General features: G+C 64.0%; 20 protein-coding genes. 11 read left to right on the top strand and 9 right to left on the bottom strand.

Annotated elements, in window-relative coordinates; all coding sequences use genetic code 11:
- Positions 1-48: 48 nt before the first annotated feature.
- Together fabF and AU465_RS05355 are read right to left on the bottom strand one after the other, a co-directional pair.
- Positions 49-1,347, bottom strand: coding sequence for a beta-ketoacyl-ACP synthase II (gene fabF / locus AU465_RS05360; RefSeq protein ID WP_192244672.1), 1,299 nt, complete (start codon positions 1,345-1,347; stop codon positions 49-51).
- Between the two features lie 39 nt (positions 1,348-1,386).
- Entirely contained in the window at positions 1,387-1,965 is a 579-nt protein-coding gene (locus AU465_RS05355; protein WP_192244670.1) for a TetR/AcrR family transcriptional regulator, read from the bottom strand.
- A 295-nt stretch (positions 1,966-2,260) separates the two neighbouring features.
- On the opposite strand from AU465_RS05355, the gene AU465_RS05350 reads away from it, so the two are divergent.
- Positions 2,261-2,731: a hypothetical protein gene (locus AU465_RS05350; protein ID WP_192244668.1), complete on the top strand. Its 471-nt coding sequence runs from the start codon at positions 2,261-2,263 to the stop codon at positions 2,729-2,731.
- Between the two features lie 93 nt (positions 2,732-2,824).
- On the opposite strand, the gene AU465_RS05345 is transcribed toward AU465_RS05350, so the two are convergent.
- The gene (locus AU465_RS05345; RefSeq protein ID WP_192244666.1) at positions 2,825-3,718 is read right to left on the bottom strand and encodes a LysR family transcriptional regulator; all 894 of its coding nucleotides are present in this window, start codon (positions 3,716-3,718) and stop codon (positions 2,825-2,827) included.
- Positions 3,719-3,876: 158 nt separating this feature from the next.
- On the opposite strand from AU465_RS05345, the gene AU465_RS05340 reads away from it, so the two are divergent.
- The 8 genes from AU465_RS05340 (at position 3,877) to AU465_RS05305 (ending at position 9,953) form a co-directional block, all read left to right on the top strand.
- Positions 3,877-5,067, top strand: coding sequence for an MFS transporter (locus AU465_RS05340; RefSeq protein ID WP_192244664.1), 1,191 nt, complete (start codon positions 3,877-3,879; stop codon positions 5,065-5,067).
- Complete coding sequence (locus AU465_RS05335; RefSeq protein WP_192244662.1) at positions 5,064-5,534, top strand: cyclophilin-like fold protein; 471 nt, start codon at positions 5,064-5,066, stop codon at positions 5,532-5,534. Before AU465_RS05340 ends, AU465_RS05335 begins: the two co-directional genes overlap by 4 nt.
- Before the next feature lie 19 nt (positions 5,535-5,553).
- Positions 5,554-5,949 (top strand): (R)-mandelonitrile lyase, encoded by a 396-nt coding sequence (locus AU465_RS05330; RefSeq protein WP_192244660.1) that lies wholly within the window; start codon positions 5,554-5,556, stop codon positions 5,947-5,949.
- A gap of 27 nt (positions 5,950-5,976) precedes the next feature.
- Positions 5,977-6,993 carry a zinc-dependent alcohol dehydrogenase family protein gene (locus tag AU465_RS05325; protein ID WP_192244658.1) on the top strand — a complete coding sequence of 339 codons (1,017 nt, stop codon included), beginning with the start codon at positions 5,977-5,979 and terminating at the stop codon, positions 6,991-6,993.
- A 155-nt stretch (positions 6,994-7,148) separates the two neighbouring features.
- Positions 7,149-7,487 (top strand): lipocalin-like domain-containing protein, encoded by a 339-nt coding sequence (locus AU465_RS05320; protein ID WP_246505885.1) that lies wholly within the window; start codon positions 7,149-7,151, stop codon positions 7,485-7,487.
- Between the two features lie 40 nt (positions 7,488-7,527).
- Positions 7,528-8,739: an arabinose transporter gene (locus AU465_RS05315; protein WP_192244656.1), complete on the top strand. Its 1,212-nt coding sequence runs from the start codon at positions 7,528-7,530 to the stop codon at positions 8,737-8,739.
- A 59-nt stretch (positions 8,740-8,798) separates the two neighbouring features.
- Complete coding sequence (locus tag AU465_RS05310) at positions 8,799-9,347, top strand: cupin (RefSeq protein WP_192244654.1); 549 nt, start codon at positions 8,799-8,801, stop codon at positions 9,345-9,347.
- 210 nt (positions 9,348-9,557) lie between these two features.
- Complete coding sequence (locus AU465_RS05305; protein WP_192244652.1) at positions 9,558-9,953, top strand: dihydrofolate reductase family protein; 396 nt, start codon at positions 9,558-9,560, stop codon at positions 9,951-9,953.
- Between the two features lie 3 nt (positions 9,954-9,956).
- Here the strand turns inward: AU465_RS05305 and AU465_RS05300 are convergent, their stop codons facing one another.
- Positions 9,957-10,298 carry a hypothetical protein gene (locus AU465_RS05300; RefSeq protein ID WP_376774823.1) on the bottom strand — a complete coding sequence of 114 codons (342 nt, stop codon included), beginning with the start codon at positions 10,296-10,298 and terminating at the stop codon, positions 9,957-9,959.
- A gap of 222 nt (positions 10,299-10,520) precedes the next feature.
- On the opposite strand from AU465_RS05300, the gene AU465_RS05295 reads away from it, so the two are divergent.
- Complete coding sequence (locus AU465_RS05295) at positions 10,521-10,859, top strand: hypothetical protein (protein ID WP_192244648.1); 339 nt, start codon at positions 10,521-10,523, stop codon at positions 10,857-10,859.
- A gap of 11 nt (positions 10,860-10,870) precedes the next feature.
- Entirely contained in the window at positions 10,871-11,074 is a 204-nt protein-coding gene (locus AU465_RS05290; protein WP_192244646.1) for a hypothetical protein, read from the top strand.
- Between the two features lie 317 nt (positions 11,075-11,391).
- Here the strand turns inward: AU465_RS05290 and AU465_RS05285 are convergent, their stop codons facing one another.
- The 5 genes from AU465_RS05285 to AU465_RS05260 all read right to left on the bottom strand — a co-directional run bounded on the left by AU465_RS05285 (position 11,392) and on the right by AU465_RS05260 (position 14,197).
- Positions 11,392-12,417, bottom strand: coding sequence for an IS110 family RNA-guided transposase (locus AU465_RS05285; protein ID WP_192244761.1), 1,026 nt, complete (start codon positions 12,415-12,417; stop codon positions 11,392-11,394).
- Between the two features lie 100 nt (positions 12,418-12,517).
- Positions 12,518-12,790, bottom strand: coding sequence for a 30S ribosomal protein S21 (gene rpsU, locus AU465_RS05280; RefSeq protein ID WP_192244759.1), 273 nt, complete (start codon positions 12,788-12,790; stop codon positions 12,518-12,520).
- A 147-nt stretch (positions 12,791-12,937) separates the two neighbouring features.
- Positions 12,938-13,207, bottom strand: a complete 270-nt coding sequence (locus AU465_RS05275; RefSeq protein ID WP_192244644.1) for a DUF1488 family protein — start codon at positions 13,205-13,207, stop codon at positions 12,938-12,940.
- A 2-nt stretch (positions 13,208-13,209) separates the two neighbouring features.
- Entirely contained in the window at positions 13,210-13,746 is a 537-nt protein-coding gene (locus AU465_RS37390; protein WP_312891209.1) for a hypothetical protein, read from the bottom strand.
- Positions 13,747-13,879: 133 nt separating this feature from the next.
- Entirely contained in the window at positions 13,880-14,197 is a 318-nt protein-coding gene (locus AU465_RS05260) for a hypothetical protein (RefSeq protein ID WP_192244642.1), read from the bottom strand.
- Between the last annotated feature and the right edge of the window lie 73 nt (positions 14,198-14,270).

Here is a 14,270-nt window from a genome sequence, read left to right as displayed (position 1 = left end):
TGGGTCGAATGTGAGTTGGGCGAAGCAGGAAAGGTCGCAGCAAAAGCGTCAATCATGAGCGGCTCCAGCGTTCGCGCCGTGTTCAGTCCAGCGCCGGAATAGAGCGCTGGCATTGACGCCTCCGAAACCGAAACCGTTGCAGATCGCGTAATCCATCTCCATTGCCCGGGCCCGGTTCGCGACGAAGTCGATCCCTTCACCGGCCGGATCGGGAGCGCTCAAATTGAGAGTGGGCGGTGCCACCTGGTCCCGGAGCGCCAGGATAGTGAAGATCGCGGCAAGCCCGCCGGCGGCCCCGAGCAGGTGTCCGGTCGCCGACTTCGTTCCGCTGACGGCTATGGAGAAATCGGTGCCGAAGACGCTTTTGATCGCTTCGATTTCTCCCAGGTCACCCACCGGCGTGGAGGTCGCATGCGCATTGAGATGGCGAATCTCGCGCGGGGAAATACCGGTTTGGGCAATCGCGATCTCCATCGCGCGACGCGCGCCATCGCCGTCCTCCGGACCGGAAGTGACGTGATAGGCATCCGCCGTCGTGCCGTAGCCGACGACCTCGGCGAGCGGTTTCGCACCGCGCGCAAGCGCATGGCTCAATTCTTCAATGACCAGGATGCCAGCGCCTTCGCCCATGACGAAACCGTCGCGCGACATGTCGAACGGGCGAGAAGCCTGATCAGGGCGGTGATTGAAGGAGGTTGAAAGAGAGCGTGCCGCCGCAAAACCGCCCAGGCTGACGACATTCATGCATGCTTCAGTTCCACCGCACACCGCGATGTCGGCCTCATTGGCGCGGATAATACGAGCCGCATCGCCGATCGCCTGAATACCGGCGGCGCACGCCGTCACCGGCGCGCCGATGTGGCCTTTGAAGCAGTAGCGGATCGAGATGTGGCCCGCCGCGAGGTTCACAAGGAAAGACGGCACCGTGAACGGCGAAAGACGCCGAACGCCGCGCTGGTCAACTGTCCGTACCGCCTCGGTTATGGCGGGGAATCCTCCGACGCCTGAAGCAATGATCGTCGCGGTGCGAACCCGGTCGCTTTCCGAGGCCGGCTTCCATCTCGCCTGAGCAAGCGCCTCCTCTGCCGCCGCCAGCGCGAAGAGAATGAAGCGGTCTATCCTACGCTGATCCTTCGGGGCCACGAAGGCAGTCGCATCGAGGCCGGCTTCGGGGTCTTCCTCGAGGGAGGGAACCACGCCGCCGATCTTGGCCGGCAAATCTCCCACGACGTCGTCCGCAAGCCTTTGGATACCCGAGCGGCCGGCCAGGAGACGCGACCAAGAAGTCTCGACATCGGCGGCAAGCGGCGTGACCGCGCCCATGCCCGTGACAACAATCCTTCTCATCCATGCTCCTATCGATCCGAGACGCCAGCCCGGCGCCGTTCATGCGGTGACGACGTCGCGAACCTGTTCGGTCGCCGTATCCAGGAAGGCCTGAGCGAGGTCGGGGTCGTTGACCACGCGCGATAACATCAGCGCACCGACCATCGTCGAGAGAATGGCCATGGCCTTGCTATTGGGCTCCTCGCCGTCGGTCGCGGCAATCAAACGGCCGATGATTTCGAGATACTCCTTGATGCCGGCTTCGAACGACGCTTTCACGTCGGTCCCTTGTCTAGCGGCATCCGAGCCGAGCGCCGCGACCGGGCAGCCGTCCATCCTTTCTTCGCGATGATCCATGCTGAGGTAGAACGCGGTCACCGCCCCAAGCGGATCGCCAGGATTCGCTGCGGTCGCAGCCGCCCATCGGTGGGCAGCGCTCTCCATCGCCCGCCTGGATGCCTGTGCAGCCAAGTCCTCCTTTGACGCGAACTGCTTGTAAAAGGCGCCTTGGGTCAGCCCGGCACCCTTCATCAGATCCTTGAGGCCTATGCCGTCAAAGCCATGTTCCCGGAAAAGGCGGCTGGCCACGTCGATCACCGTTTGCCGGTTCTTCTCAGCCTGAATGCGGCTCACGCGCATCGTCGACCTCCATATTTAGATTTCGTATAACATCTATACACCAATATAGAGATCGAACGCAATCTATCAAGAGAGGATGCGGGACGATCACGGAAGCCGGGCGCGTCACCTGGCCACGCTGTTTCTGGCGACCCCGTTGTTTGCTGGAGGAAAGGGCATGGTGAGGTCACACGCGAGACCCCTGATCTGCGAATTTTCCTGGCGGGGCCAGAGAGCGGCTTCGAGTGTCGGTGCTGTAGCGAACCGGCAACTGCCCTCTGAGCCGATTTCAGTGGCGAAATAGACGGCTCGCCCGTTGATCGGTGCGGCGGCTTGCCGCGGACTGAATGCCTCTCTCTTTTTAGATTGCATCCGACATCTATATAATATAGAGTTCGATCGCAATCTAACAAGAGGAGATACGAAGTTCCGCAGGGCCCTGGGCGCATCGCTTCTGGCCGCGCTGTTTATGGCGGCGCCGGCCGTCGCCGAAGAGGCAACCATCGGACGCCCCATCGAAGCCGGCAGCCTGCACAAGGGACGTCTCGACATGGTGGTCTATTACGTCCCAGTCGACGGCGACCTCCTGGAGGTCACCGCTACCTTCGCGCCAAAGGACGGAGGCGATCCGCATCGGGTCGTCATGGGCCTCGCCGACCGCGACTCCGTGGCCTTCTCTATGCCCGGCTACCAAGACTTGCTCTACACGTTCTCGAGGTCTGGTGATGAGGTCACGGTCTCGACTGGGACCGACATGCATCAGCGCGTCGACGCACGAACGCGCTGACTCGCCGGCGCAGATCGCAGCCTGCCGCGGCAGGTCTGCGCGCAAGGCCACTGGAGGACCTCGTCGAAGGCCAGCTCCGATCTGTTCCCAGCCTCAGCTCCGATGCCGCAGCGCCTCGACGATCACCGCCATCGCCGGCGAAAGCTGCCGACGGCTTGGATAGTAGAGGTGATAGCCCGGGAAGGGCAGGCTCCAGTCGTCGAGCACGAGCGTCAGCCGCCCCTCCGCGATGTGGTGGCTGACGAGGTTTTCCGGGACGTAGCAGATGCCGTAACCGCTTAGCGCCGCATCGACCATGGGAATCGTCGAGTTGAAGGTCAGCTGGCCATCCACGCGCACCCTAAGCTCGCGGCCCTTTTTCTCGAACTCCCAGGCATAGAGCCCGCCGAACGTCGCCTGCCGCAGGCTGATGCAATCGTGCCCGACCAGGTCCTGCGGCGTCCTCGGCACCGGGCGGCGCGAGAAATAGTCGGGCGAGGCGGCGGCCACCAGCCGCCAGTCCGGACCGATCCGCACCGCGATCATGTCCTTGTCGACGCTCTCGCCGAGCCGCACGCCGGCGTCGAAGCGCTCCTCCACGATGTTGCGCATACCGTTGTCGCTGTAGAGCTCGACGCGGAGATCCGGATAGTTGCCGAGCACCGGCTTAAGCTTCGGCCAGACGACCGTCTGCAGCGCGTGGTCGGACAGCGTGAGGCGAACCGTGCCCGAGGGCTTGTCGCGAAAGGCGACCAGACTGGCGAGGTCGGCTTCGATCTCCTCGAAGCGCGGCGCGAGCGACTGGAAAAGCCGCTCGCCCGCCTCGGTGGGCGCCACGCTGCGCGTCGTGCGCGTGAGCAGGCGAACGCCGAGCCGCGCCTCCAGCTCCTTGATGGTGTGGCTGAGCGTCGACTGCGAGGTGCCGAGCTCTGCCGCCGCCTTGGTGAAGCTGCGCTCGCGGGCGACCGCAAGGAACCACAGCAGATCCTTCATGTCGTCGCGCTGCATCGGGAGTCCTCTTGATCATTCATATCACACAACGATAAGTCCATGCGGATTATTCGATCTAATCGAATGGGCTCCCCTGCGATATCTTCCCGGCATGTCTTGATATTCCGTCTTGGCGGCCGTGGTTCCGCCCTGCCGCTCTTCAAGGATGCCCATTCATGGAAACGACCTACGACACAAGGCTTGTCGAAGACCGCGCCGCATGGGGCGCGGTGCTCTCGATGGCGCTGTGCGTTGCCGTGCTCATCGCATCGGAATTCATGCCGGTCAGCCTACTGTCGCCGATCGCGGCCGACCTTGGCATCACCGACGGCCGCGCAGGTCAGGCCATCTCGATTTCGGGCATTTTCGCCGTGCTGACCAGCCTGCTGGTCGTCGGCCTCACGCGCCAGGTCGACCGCAGGCTGGTCGTCACCGGCTTCACCGTCCTCCTCATCGCGTCCGGGCTCGCCGTCACCTTCGCCCCGAACTACGCGTTCCTCATGGTCGGCAGGGCTCTGCTCGGCGTCGCGATCGGCGGCTTCTGGTCGATGTCGACCGCGATCGTCATGCGCCTCGTGCCGCAGGACATGGTGCCGAGGGGCCTCGCCATGCTGAACGCCGGCAACGCTATCGCGGCCACCATCGCCGCGCCGCTGGGCAGCTTCCTCGGGGCCTATGTCGGCTGGCGCGGCGCCTTCTTCCTCGTGGTGCCGCTAGGGGTTCTGGCGCTGGTCTGGCAGTGGATCAGCCTGCCAGCGCTGCCCCCGCGCCGAAGGAAGCGTCCGGGCAATCCACTGGCGCTGCTCGGCCGTCCTCCCGTGGCGATCGGCATGGCGTCGATCATGATGCTGTTCATGGGCCAGTTCGCGCTCTTCACCTATCTGCGTCCGTTCCTCGAGATCGTCACCCGGCTCGACATCGCGGCGCTCTCGGCGATCCTGCTCGCGATGGGATTGGCGGGCGTGATCGGCACCTGGTGCATCGGCCGGCTACTGCGTTTCCGCCTGTTCAGCGTCCTTATCGTCATTCCGCTGGTCATGGCCGCGCTGGCCGTCGGGCTGATCTTTCTCGGAACGCAGCCGGTCCCGGTATCGCTGCTGCTTTTCGCCTGGGGCTTCTTCGGCACGGCCGCACCCGTCGGCTGGGGCACGTGGCTCAGCCGCACGCTGCCGGAGGATGCGGAGGCCGGCGGCGGGCTGCAGGTGGCCGTCATCCAGCTTGCCATTACCGGCGGCGCCGCCATTGGCGGCACGCTCGTCGACACGGTCGGCTGGTGGGGCGCATTCGCCTTTGGCGCTGCGCTTCTCTGTGGATCGGCGCTCACCGCGTTGGCCGCATGGCGTATGGCCGGGAGGTCCGTGTCATGACGTTCGACCGCTCGAAGCTCAGCCGCCGGACATTGCTCGGCGCCGCGCTCGCGACAGCGATCCTGCCGCGGGCCGCCCGCAGCCAGCAGGGCAGGGACCCAGCCAGCCAGGAGCCCACCGGCATGAGGATCAGGATGTTTTTCAACGGCCGGACCATGACGGCCACGCTCTATGACAACCCGTCGGCGCGGGATTTCTTTTCCATGCTGCCGCTCCATCTCACGATCGACGACTATGCGCACAATGAGAAGATCGCCTACCTGCCGCGCAAGCTGACCGAGGAGGGCAGCGGTCCGTTCGGCAACGAGCGGCCCTACGACCTCTGCTACTTTGTGCCCTGGGGCAATCTGGCCATGTTCTACGCCGACTATCGCCACCCCGGGCTGATCAGGCTCGGCCGCTTCGACGAGGGCGAAGAGGCGCTGCATACACGCGGCGAGTTCCCGCTTCGCATCGAGCGCATTTGAGGGCACAAAGGAGATCGCTATGGACATTCTTCGCGCAGGCACGCGGCCGTCCGGCAAAGGCCCATCAGACTGGTTCACCGGCACGGTGCGGATCGACCCGCTCTTCAACCCCTTCGACGCCGAGCGGGTGCAGGGCGCGCAGGTGACCTTCGAGCCTGGCGCCCGCACCGCCTGGCACACGCATCCGCTCGGGCAGACGCTGATCGTCATCTCCGGCCGCGGCCGCGTGCAGCGCTCTGGCGGCCCGGTCGAGGAGATACGGCCGGGCGACGTCGTCTGGTTCGCCCCCGGCGAAAAGCACTGGCACGGTGCGTCACCCGAGACTGCCATGACCCACATTGCCCTCCAGGAGGTCAAGGACGGCAAGGTCGTGGACTGGCTGGAACATGTCAGCAACGCCGACTACGGCGCCTGACCCAGATGGAACGAAAGGAAAACCAAAATGCTAGCAACCGTTCTGCACAAGCCGGGCGATATCCGTTGCGAGGAAATCGAAGACCCAAAAATCCTTCGCCCGACGGATGCCATCATCAAACTCTCGGCGAGTTGCATCTGCGGCTCGGATCTGTGGCCCTATCGCGGACTGCAGCCGGTCGACAGCCCGATGCATATGGGCCACGAATATTGCGGCATCGTCGTCGAGGTCGGCGCAGAGGTGCGCACGGTGCGTCCCGGCCAGTTCGTCGTCGGCTCCTTCTGCCTCTCCGACAACACCTGCCCGCATTGCCGCTTCGGCTTCCAGTCCTCCTGCGTGCAGCGCGAGTTCATGTCGGGCGCGCAGGCGCCCTATGCCCGCGTGCCGCTGGCGGACGGCACCCTGGTCGCCACCGCCGAGGTGCCGCCGGCGGAATTGGTGCCCGACCTCCTGGCCGTCTCGGACGTGCTCGGAACCGGCTGGTATGCGGCGGACGCTGCCGAGGTTCGCGAGGGATCGACTGTGGTCGTCGTCGGCGACGGCGCGGTCGGCCTGATGGGTGTGCTGGCGGCCCGGGAAATGGGCGCGGAGCGCATCATCGCCATGAGCCGGCACGAGAGCCGCCAGAAACTCGCGCGCGAATTCGGTGCGACCGACATCGTGGCCGAACGCGGCGAGGAAGGCATTGCCCGCATCAAGGAGCTCACCAAGGGCGTCGGCGCGGATTCGGTGCTGGAATGCGTCGGCACGGCGGAATCCTTCGACCAGGCGCTGGCCTGCTCGCGGCCCGGCGGCACCATCGGCTATGTCGGCGTGCCGCATGGCGTGAGCTTCGACGGCCAGCGCCTGTTCTTCGGCCAGAAGCGCATGCTGGGCGGCCCGGCGCCGGTGCGCCGCTTCCTGCCCGATCTGATGGATCGTGTGCTGCAGGGCACGATCAAGCCGGGCAAGGTCTTCGACCTCCAGCTGCCGCTGGCGGAGGTCGCCGAAGGCTACCGCGCCATGGGCGAGCGACGCGCCATTAAGGTCATGCTTTCGGTGTGAGCGAAAATTGGGAGGGCGCTCTGTCCGCACTCGCAAGTCAGGAAAGGAAAAACGACATATGACGATGAGGTTGAAGATCGCCGCCCTTGCGCTTGCGCTTTCGGCCGCCACGCCGGCGTTTTCCGGGGAGTCCCCGATCGTCGGTGCATTCGCGCATGACGTCGCTCGAGGTCGGCGCCGAGGGAAACCTCAAGCCCGTGCCATATTCCGGCCAGGTCATTTTCACTGAGGCCGGCACTCTGTCGGTGCAGGCGCAGAACCCCGACGCCAAGGCGCCGGACACGCCTTACACCGCGAACGGCTACGAGGCCTATTATGGGCCAGTCGCCATCAACGACCAGGACAAGACCTTCGTCATCACCGTCGAGTCTTCTCTGGTCCGCAACCTTGTCGGGCAGAGCATGAAGCGCAAATTCGAAGTCTCGGACAACAAACTGGTCCTCACGCCGGACAATCCGGCCGAAGGCTGGCGCGTGACCTACGAGCGCTACTGATCTGAACAGCCCGGCTGCGAAGGTTTTATCGGTGGCCACAATGGCGCGGACATCGGACCGAAATGGCGCAATGGCGGAACTGTTGCCGATCATGGCGGCTGTCTTCGCTGGCTTCCTGCTGATCGGCCTGGCGCTGCCCGTCCTGCCGCTGCATCTTCACCGGGGGCTCGGCTTCGGCCCCTTCGCCGTCGGACTGGTGACGGGTAGCCAGTTCGTCGCCTCGCTGCTGTCGCGCATCGGCGCCGGAAATTATGCCGATAGGCGCGGCGGCAAGCGGGCCGTCGTCGTCGGCCTCATCGCCGCCGCCCTGGCGGGGTTCATTTATCTCGGCTCGCTGGCATTGCTGGGCCGGCCGCTAGCGTCCGCGGCGGCGCTCTTCGTCCGTCGGGCGGTGCTGGGCGCGGCCGAGAGCTTCATCATCACCGGCGGCGCGGCCTGGGGCCTTGCGCTTGCGGGCGGACAGAACTCCGGAAAGGTGATCGCCTGGGTGGGCACCGCAATGTTCGCCGCACTCGCGCTCGGCGCCCCGATCGGATCCGCGCTTTACGCGGCCGGCGGCTTCGCCGCGATCGCTCTCGCCACGATCGTCCTGCCCCTTGCAACGCTGCTTGCCGCCCTGCCGATGCGCGGCATCAGGTTGGCCGGCAGCGCCGCCCGGCAATCATGGACGAGCGTGGCGCAAGCGGTCTGGCTTCCTGGCGTCGGAGCAGCTTTCAGCAGCCTCGGCTATGGCGCGATCCTGTCCTTCGGGGCGCTGCTCTTTGCCGAACGCGGCTGGCAGCCGGTCTGGCTTCCCTTCACCGCCTATGCCGCTTCGCTGATCGCGGCAAGGCTGTGCTTCGGCCACCTGCCTGACAGGTTTGGGGGCGCGCGCGTCGCCGCGATCTTCGTGGCGGTCGAGGCGGCGGGCCTCGTGCTGATCTGGCTTGCGCCCGGGCCTGTTCTCGCCGCCATCGGAGCGGGCCTGACCGGCCTCGGCTACTCGCTGGTCTATCCCGGTCTCGGGGCCGAGGCCGTAAGCCATCTTCCGCCAGGCAGCCGCGGCCTTGCCATGGGACTCTACACTGCCTTCCTCGACGTGGCGCTCGGCTTCGGCAGTCCGGCGCTCGGGCTCATCGCCGCGTCGGCCGGGCTGCAGTTCGTCTTCTTCGCCGTCGCGGCGGCAGCGCTTCCCGATTTCTCCATCGCGCTCGTGCTCCGCGCCAAGGCGCGCGCGACAAGTCCGGGAACAAAGCGCGCCGCCGCTGGTTGAGACCGGTCGGCACCGGCTGGCTGGAGCGGGTTCGAGCGAAGAAGCGGAAAGGTCACGGCATGCCAGGACACGCGAAGCTGACCGAGCTTGTCGAGCGGCGGGAACCGCTCACCTTCCGCTTCGCGGATGACGGCCTTGTGCCCAACAATCCCCGCTGGCCGATGCTCGTCTATCCTGGCGCCGTGAGGCTGCCGAACGGTGTCGATCTGGCTTCCGTGTTCGAGGATCTCTTCAGCACGAATGGCTGGGGCGACGGCTGGCGCAACGGCATCTACGATTACGTTCACTACCATTCGCGCATCCACGAAGTGCTGGGCATCGCGCGAGGCACGGCCGAAGTACGCTTCGGCGGCGACAAGGGTGAGGTGCTGACCGTCAAGGCCGGCGACGTTGCCATCCTGCCGGCCGGCACCGGCCACCAGCGCCTGTCCTCGTCATCCGATTTGCTCGTCGTCGGCGCCTATCCGCCCTTCGGCACCTATGATCTGTGCACGCGCGCCGAACAGCACGCCGAGGCGCTGCGCACGATCCCGAAGGTCGGCCGCCCGGAGAAGGACCCGGTCTACGGCAGCGAAGGCCCGCTGCTGACCGCATGGGACGAAGACTGACGGAAATGGCACGGATTGTCGCCATCGAGCATCTGACCCTCGAAGGTGTGTACCAGGCGCCCGCACGTCCCGATGAGGACACCCGCAATGGCTTCGGGCATGGCGGCTGGTCCATTCCCGGGAGCGACCGGAAGATGCAGGAGATCATCGGCCGCTGCATGAGCGCAGGATGGTCGCTGCTAGCAGGCAGAACCACCTACGAAGACCTCTATGAAGGCCTGGTTCGTCAGGCAGCCCACCAGTCCGATGACGCGGGCGCTCACTGGCGTGCGGAAATTCGTCGCTTCCCACGATCCTGGCTACGAGCCGCGCTGGGAGAATTCGACGCTGCTCGCCGGCGAGGCCGGGCAGACGGTCGGCGAGCTCAAGGCAAGCCATGGGAGGCCGTTGATCGTTTTCGGCAGCGGCAGGCTGGTGGGTTGGCTGATGCAGGACCGGTTGATCGATGAACTCGTGCTGATGATCCATCCGTTGGTCCTAGGCGAAGGATTCCGTTTTTTCGATGCCGCGCCGGCCTTGGCGAAGCTCGAATTGTCGAACCAGGTCGCGACCGATACCGGCGTCGCGATCCTCACCTATTCCTGCGCGTCAGCGCGCGGGTCGTGACGCTTAGGGATATTTCGTCGGCTTGATGGCCTCTGGCGCGCCCTCCAGTTCCTTTGGCAGCGGCAGGCTTGAGCACTGCAAGTGCACCTGGCGGGCGAACAGCTTGCGTTGCTGCTGCTCGTGCTCCTTGATGGACGCCACCAGCCCCATGCTGTACGGGCCGAGCAGGACGCCAAAACCCCAGCCGGGGTGCTCCTTTTCGCGCGCGTCGTAGTCCGAAGCCGCCATGCGGGCCTGCTGGCAACCCGGCGACGCCCATTTAGGGTCCTGCTGCGAAAGCTTCGTTCCGTAGTCGACCGGAGAGGTCACACATCCAGCCAGCGTCGCGGCCAGCGCGACGATCATTGCGATTCTCATCCACAAGCCTTTCCTAATGTTCGGGGGAGAAAACACAGAACGCTTCTTCGGGCAAGGAGACGGCTGGACCGGCATCCGCCAACTATTTCCCGACTGGCCATCGTCATTCATCCGCAACAGGCGTATCGTCACGCGTCAGCAGCTTCTGCAATGGGCGATGCCGACAGAGGGCGGCCAGGGTGCCCTAGCCCCAACAAGAAGGAGGACGCCATGTCTTCCGCCTACCCGACAACCGAGCAAATAACGGCGATCGAGAAAATTCTCGCCGAGGTTCGCCCAACTTTGATCCACGGCAGCCGCCGCCGAACGGCTGCCGCACGCTTTCTTGCCGAACGCTTCGATGGAGATTCGGAAACGCATTTGCGCGCGATCCTGAGCGCATACGTAAAACGCTTGGACTCGTACCAGGACGCACTCGCTCAATGGAAAAATGAGGGTGGCGCCGTCGGAACAGAACCGCGAACCGAAGCGCGGCGCTGGATCGACAACGACACGAGCGGAATGCGACGGCGCGACCGCGAGACGGTAGCGCGCCATCTGTTGATCTGAGCGGCAAATCCGTGGAGACCGACAGATCGCTCGAGGACGACGAGATAGGCGTCGTTTGCACGGACTGCGCCTATGAGTCGCGCAAGAGCGTCGGCTGGCTGCGCGCGCACACGCAGGTGGAATGCCCGGGCTGCGGAGCCATTATCGATGTCGAGAGCAGAAACTTCCGCAAGATCCCCGCCAACGGAGTGCCGGCCTCAGAGGCTGAAGACTAAAGCAGTTCCAGAAAAAGCGTGAAACGGCGCCCGAGACACTTCTCTATTCGGCATGTTGAGGTCAAGCGCTATCGAGCCTTTCCGTGTCTCCGGCGTTTTGACGTCTTTCGCAGGGCCTTGCTTCTCTCCGGGATCGGCGTTTCGCCCTCCCAGTATGGGGTCAGGAGAATGAGGCGGCACAATCTACCAAGCGTCTTGATCGCATGTTGCAATCGGTACGAGTGTCTCAGCGAACTCGCCTCATCCATCGTCCTGCGAAGGACGTCCGTCCGCCAGCGAGCGGAACTCTCTGTCTCTCTCCTTCCCAGCCTTCTGGATCAGATGGCTGACGCCATGGTTTCCCGCGTCCAGTGGAACTCGGTGCCGTCCAGCCACATGCGATGCATGACGACTCCCAGGCGACGTGCGAGCGCGACAATTGCTTTGCGCATCCCGCGCCGCTTGGCGACGTTCATCGCCCAGGCCTTGAGCCACGACCATTTCGTCACGCGAGTCATCAGCGTTTGGGCAGCCTCATAAAGCAACGTCCGCATCATGCCGTCCCCACACAGGGATATGCATCCAACGCGCTTGCTTTCCCCGGACTCGTTGAGCTTCGGCGTCAGTCCCAGGATAGGCCCCACCGCCTTGGAGCTTCTAAACCGCTGCGGAATGTCGATTGTCGCGGCATAGGCGAGCGCCACTATGGGGCCGACACCGGGAACCGTCATCAAGCGTCGGCATGTCGCATCATTCCTGGCGATCGTGAGCACTTTTTTGTGCAGGCGAGCAAATTCGGCACGCAGCTTCCGCCGGGCGGCCAGCAGCGGCTCCATGATCTCTTCGAGATCGGGCATGCCTTCGACGAGCTCGCAAATCCGCTCCTCGAACTTCACCGTTCCCACAACACCGACCTTGAGGCCGAAGTTGCGCAGAAGACCGCGGATGTCGTTCTCGATGGCGATCGCCTTTCCCTGCAGCAGCTTGCGGGCCGTCAAGAGTGCCCGCCGCTTCTGGCTCGTGAGCGTCTTCACATGCACCGGGCGGTACAGGTTGACCCGCATCATCTGCGCGATGCCACGCGCGTCATTGCGATCGGTCTTGTTCGGCTGCGCCTTCAGGAACGCTTTCACATGACGCGTCTCGATGCAGATGACCGGCAACCCGGCGCACGCCAGCCCCTCAAAAAGCCATTGCGACAAGGGCCCGGCCTCGAGACCGACCCGTTCAATGTTCAAGGCAGGATCCTTCAGGACGGCGAGGAGATCGTCGGAGTGGCTGACGACCCTCACCTCGCGGCAGATCCTGCCGGATTCATCGACAATGCAAACCGCAGTCTCTTTCACCGCGCCACGTTCTATCATCAGCTCGAAGCGCAGCACCTTCTTGCATCACCGTTGAAGAAGGGGCGCAAGCCGAATACCCCATCTACCAAGTTGTCCGACGGATTGACAGGATACCGCTTCAGCCGGATCGGGCAGGACCGTTTCTTGCTTGACGGGCGGCAGGCGGGAGCTTTTTCTTCGGAGCAGGAAGCAGCCCTTCACGTTGCGCCTGCTTGCGGGCGAGCTTACGCGCCCTTCGGATTGCATCGCCCCTTTCCCGGATGCGTCGTTCCGAAGGTTTCTCGTAGGCTCGGCGCCGCTTCAGTTCGCGAAGAAGGCCCTCGCGCTGCAGTTTCCTTTTCAGCGCCCGCAGGGCCTGATCGACGTCATTGTTCCGCACGTCAACTCGCAATTCGTCTCCTCTGCTGCCATACACCCAAAAAGGGCTACGGCTGTTATCCGGGACTGGCCCACCCTGGTCCGATTACTTCCAACAAATACGAACGGATGGACGGGCATCTGCTCCGTTCATCGCTCATGTCGCGCAGCGTAAATCTAGTCAGCGCATATCGGCGGCCGTTATGGTGTAGGTGGTCCGCCTCCCAGCCGCGTAGAGTTTCCGTGCTCTGGTGTGGATGGAATGCCGCGCCGCGTCGAAGGCCGCCAGGCATGCGGCTTCCGCCGTTTCCAGCCCCCTGCGGCCGGTCGCGGCCAATGCATCGCCTTCGATGAAGAACGGCACCTCGAACATGCCGTCGTGACCGATGAAACGGACCGCGTTGCGCGCTTCGTCGAAGCTTCGACTTGGATTGGGAAATTCGAGCGGCATGGTCACTCTCCATCGATCGCGGCGATCGGTCGGACCACAACTCGGCAGCCCGCGTTCGCGCGCTGCCCTTCGTCGCGGCGATTGAGGGACAGCATACAATGCGTGGCATTCGAACGGCTCATGCCGGTCATGCGACGGCCCTGGATCACCGCCGGAACGCCGGTGAAGACATGATAGATGCTCCAGGAGCCATCCTGCTCGACCCGTCGGCCATACAGGTAATCCATAGAGTCTCTCTCGGGTGCTCCGCCTTCGTTTTCGAGAACAATAGCCGTCAGCGATTCGACTTCAGGGCCATTCATGGCGGCATCTTTCTTGGAGTTGTCGTTCGCGCCGAGCTGGATGGAATAAAGCCTGCCGCCACGGGCGTCGGCGATCGACATGACATCGGGAAACTGCGGCATGTCGAGCGTCAGCGAAAGAATCCGCGCGATACAAATCGCCTCATCGAGATCGGATGCTTCGCGCACCTCTCGTGCGACGACTGCGTGTGCGTCGTCCTGCGCGCGGGTGCGGTAGAACTCGATCACGATCTTCACCGCCTGTCGCTCTTCATTCTGGCCCTTGCCGCGAGGGCCATTGGTATTCGCCGCAAGCTTGACCAGGTTGCCGAACGGGCTGTCGGCCTTCGGTGATGCCTTGGCCTGTTTCGGTTATCGGATCTCGCGATTGCTACGCTTTTGTCCCTTGGCCATTGCCGAATGTCCTTTTGAGAAGAGCTGCATCTTCATCATCCCGCGACGCGTGCACAGGTTCGAGGCTGTCCTCTGTCGCCATGCGCTCGTGGTTTTCGGCCTCACTTCGAATGCGATACTGGAGGGAGTCTCCCCGAGGCGGCAGCCTTGCGGTGATCTGATAGATTTCGTGGGATTGCTGAATCGTATTGAAGCTGCGCTTCAGCCGGACGCTTTGCCCCAAGGAATAGCGATGGGTTGCGGCCTCGCGGCGCGTCGGACGGCTATTGAGCCTTTCAGAGCGTATCGAGATCATGGCTGTTGTTCCTCCACTGTTCCACTGCGCTCCTGGGGAAGCCGGATCGATCAGCTTCGAGCCCCTTCGATCG

The organism is Mesorhizobium silamurunense (genome assembly GCF_014843905.1).
GTDB lineage: Bacteria > Pseudomonadota > Alphaproteobacteria > Rhizobiales > Rhizobiaceae > Mesorhizobium > Mesorhizobium silamurunense.
Note: the sequence above shows the minus strand (reverse complement) of the source record. Positions and strands in the feature narration are given on the sequence as shown.

Excerpts from the sequence above, each read along its gene's own strand:
- AU465_RS05340 (WP_192244664.1), top strand. The coding sequence starts at position 3,877 with ATGGAAACGACCTACGACACAAGGCTTGTCGAAGACCGCGCCGCATGG.
- AU465_RS05275 (WP_192244644.1), bottom strand. The coding sequence starts at position 13,207 with ATGCCGCTCGAATTTCCCAATCCAAGTCGAAGCTTCGACGAAGCGCGC.
- AU465_RS05325 (WP_192244658.1), top strand. The coding sequence starts at position 5,977 with ATGCTAGCAACCGTTCTGCACAAGCCGGGCGATATCCGTTGCGAGGAA.
- AU465_RS05310 (WP_192244654.1), top strand. The coding sequence starts at position 8,799 with ATGCCAGGACACGCGAAGCTGACCGAGCTTGTCGAGCGGCGGGAACCG.
- AU465_RS05285 (WP_192244761.1), bottom strand. The coding sequence starts at position 12,417 with ATGATAGAACGTGGCGCGGTGAAAGAGACTGCGGTTTGCATTGTCGAT.
- AU465_RS05295 (WP_192244648.1), top strand. The coding sequence starts at position 10,521 with ATGTCTTCCGCCTACCCGACAACCGAGCAAATAACGGCGATCGAGAAA.
- AU465_RS05355 (WP_192244670.1), bottom strand. The coding sequence starts at position 1,965 with ATGCGCGTGAGCCGCATTCAGGCTGAGAAGAACCGGCAAACGGTGATC.
- AU465_RS05300 (WP_376774823.1), bottom strand. The coding sequence starts at position 10,298 with ATGATCGTCGCGCTGGCCGCGACGCTGGCTGGATGTGTGACCTCTCCG.
- AU465_RS05335 (WP_192244662.1), top strand. The coding sequence starts at position 5,064 with ATGACGTTCGACCGCTCGAAGCTCAGCCGCCGGACATTGCTCGGCGCC.
- AU465_RS05305 (WP_192244652.1), top strand. The coding sequence starts at position 9,558 with ATGAAGGCCTGGTTCGTCAGGCAGCCCACCAGTCCGATGACGCGGGCG.
- AU465_RS05330 (WP_192244660.1), top strand. The coding sequence starts at position 5,554 with ATGGACATTCTTCGCGCAGGCACGCGGCCGTCCGGCAAAGGCCCATCA.
- AU465_RS05260 (WP_192244642.1), bottom strand. The coding sequence starts at position 14,197 with ATGATCTCGATACGCTCTGAAAGGCTCAATAGCCGTCCGACGCGCCGC.
- AU465_RS05315 (WP_192244656.1), top strand. The coding sequence starts at position 7,528 with ATGGCGCGGACATCGGACCGAAATGGCGCAATGGCGGAACTGTTGCCG.
- AU465_RS05320 (WP_246505885.1), top strand. The coding sequence starts at position 7,149 with ATGACGTCGCTCGAGGTCGGCGCCGAGGGAAACCTCAAGCCCGTGCCA.
- AU465_RS05345 (WP_192244666.1), bottom strand. The coding sequence starts at position 3,718 with ATGCAGCGCGACGACATGAAGGATCTGCTGTGGTTCCTTGCGGTCGCC.
- fabF (WP_192244672.1), bottom strand. The coding sequence starts at position 1,347 with ATGAGAAGGATTGTTGTCACGGGCATGGGCGCGGTCACGCCGCTTGCC.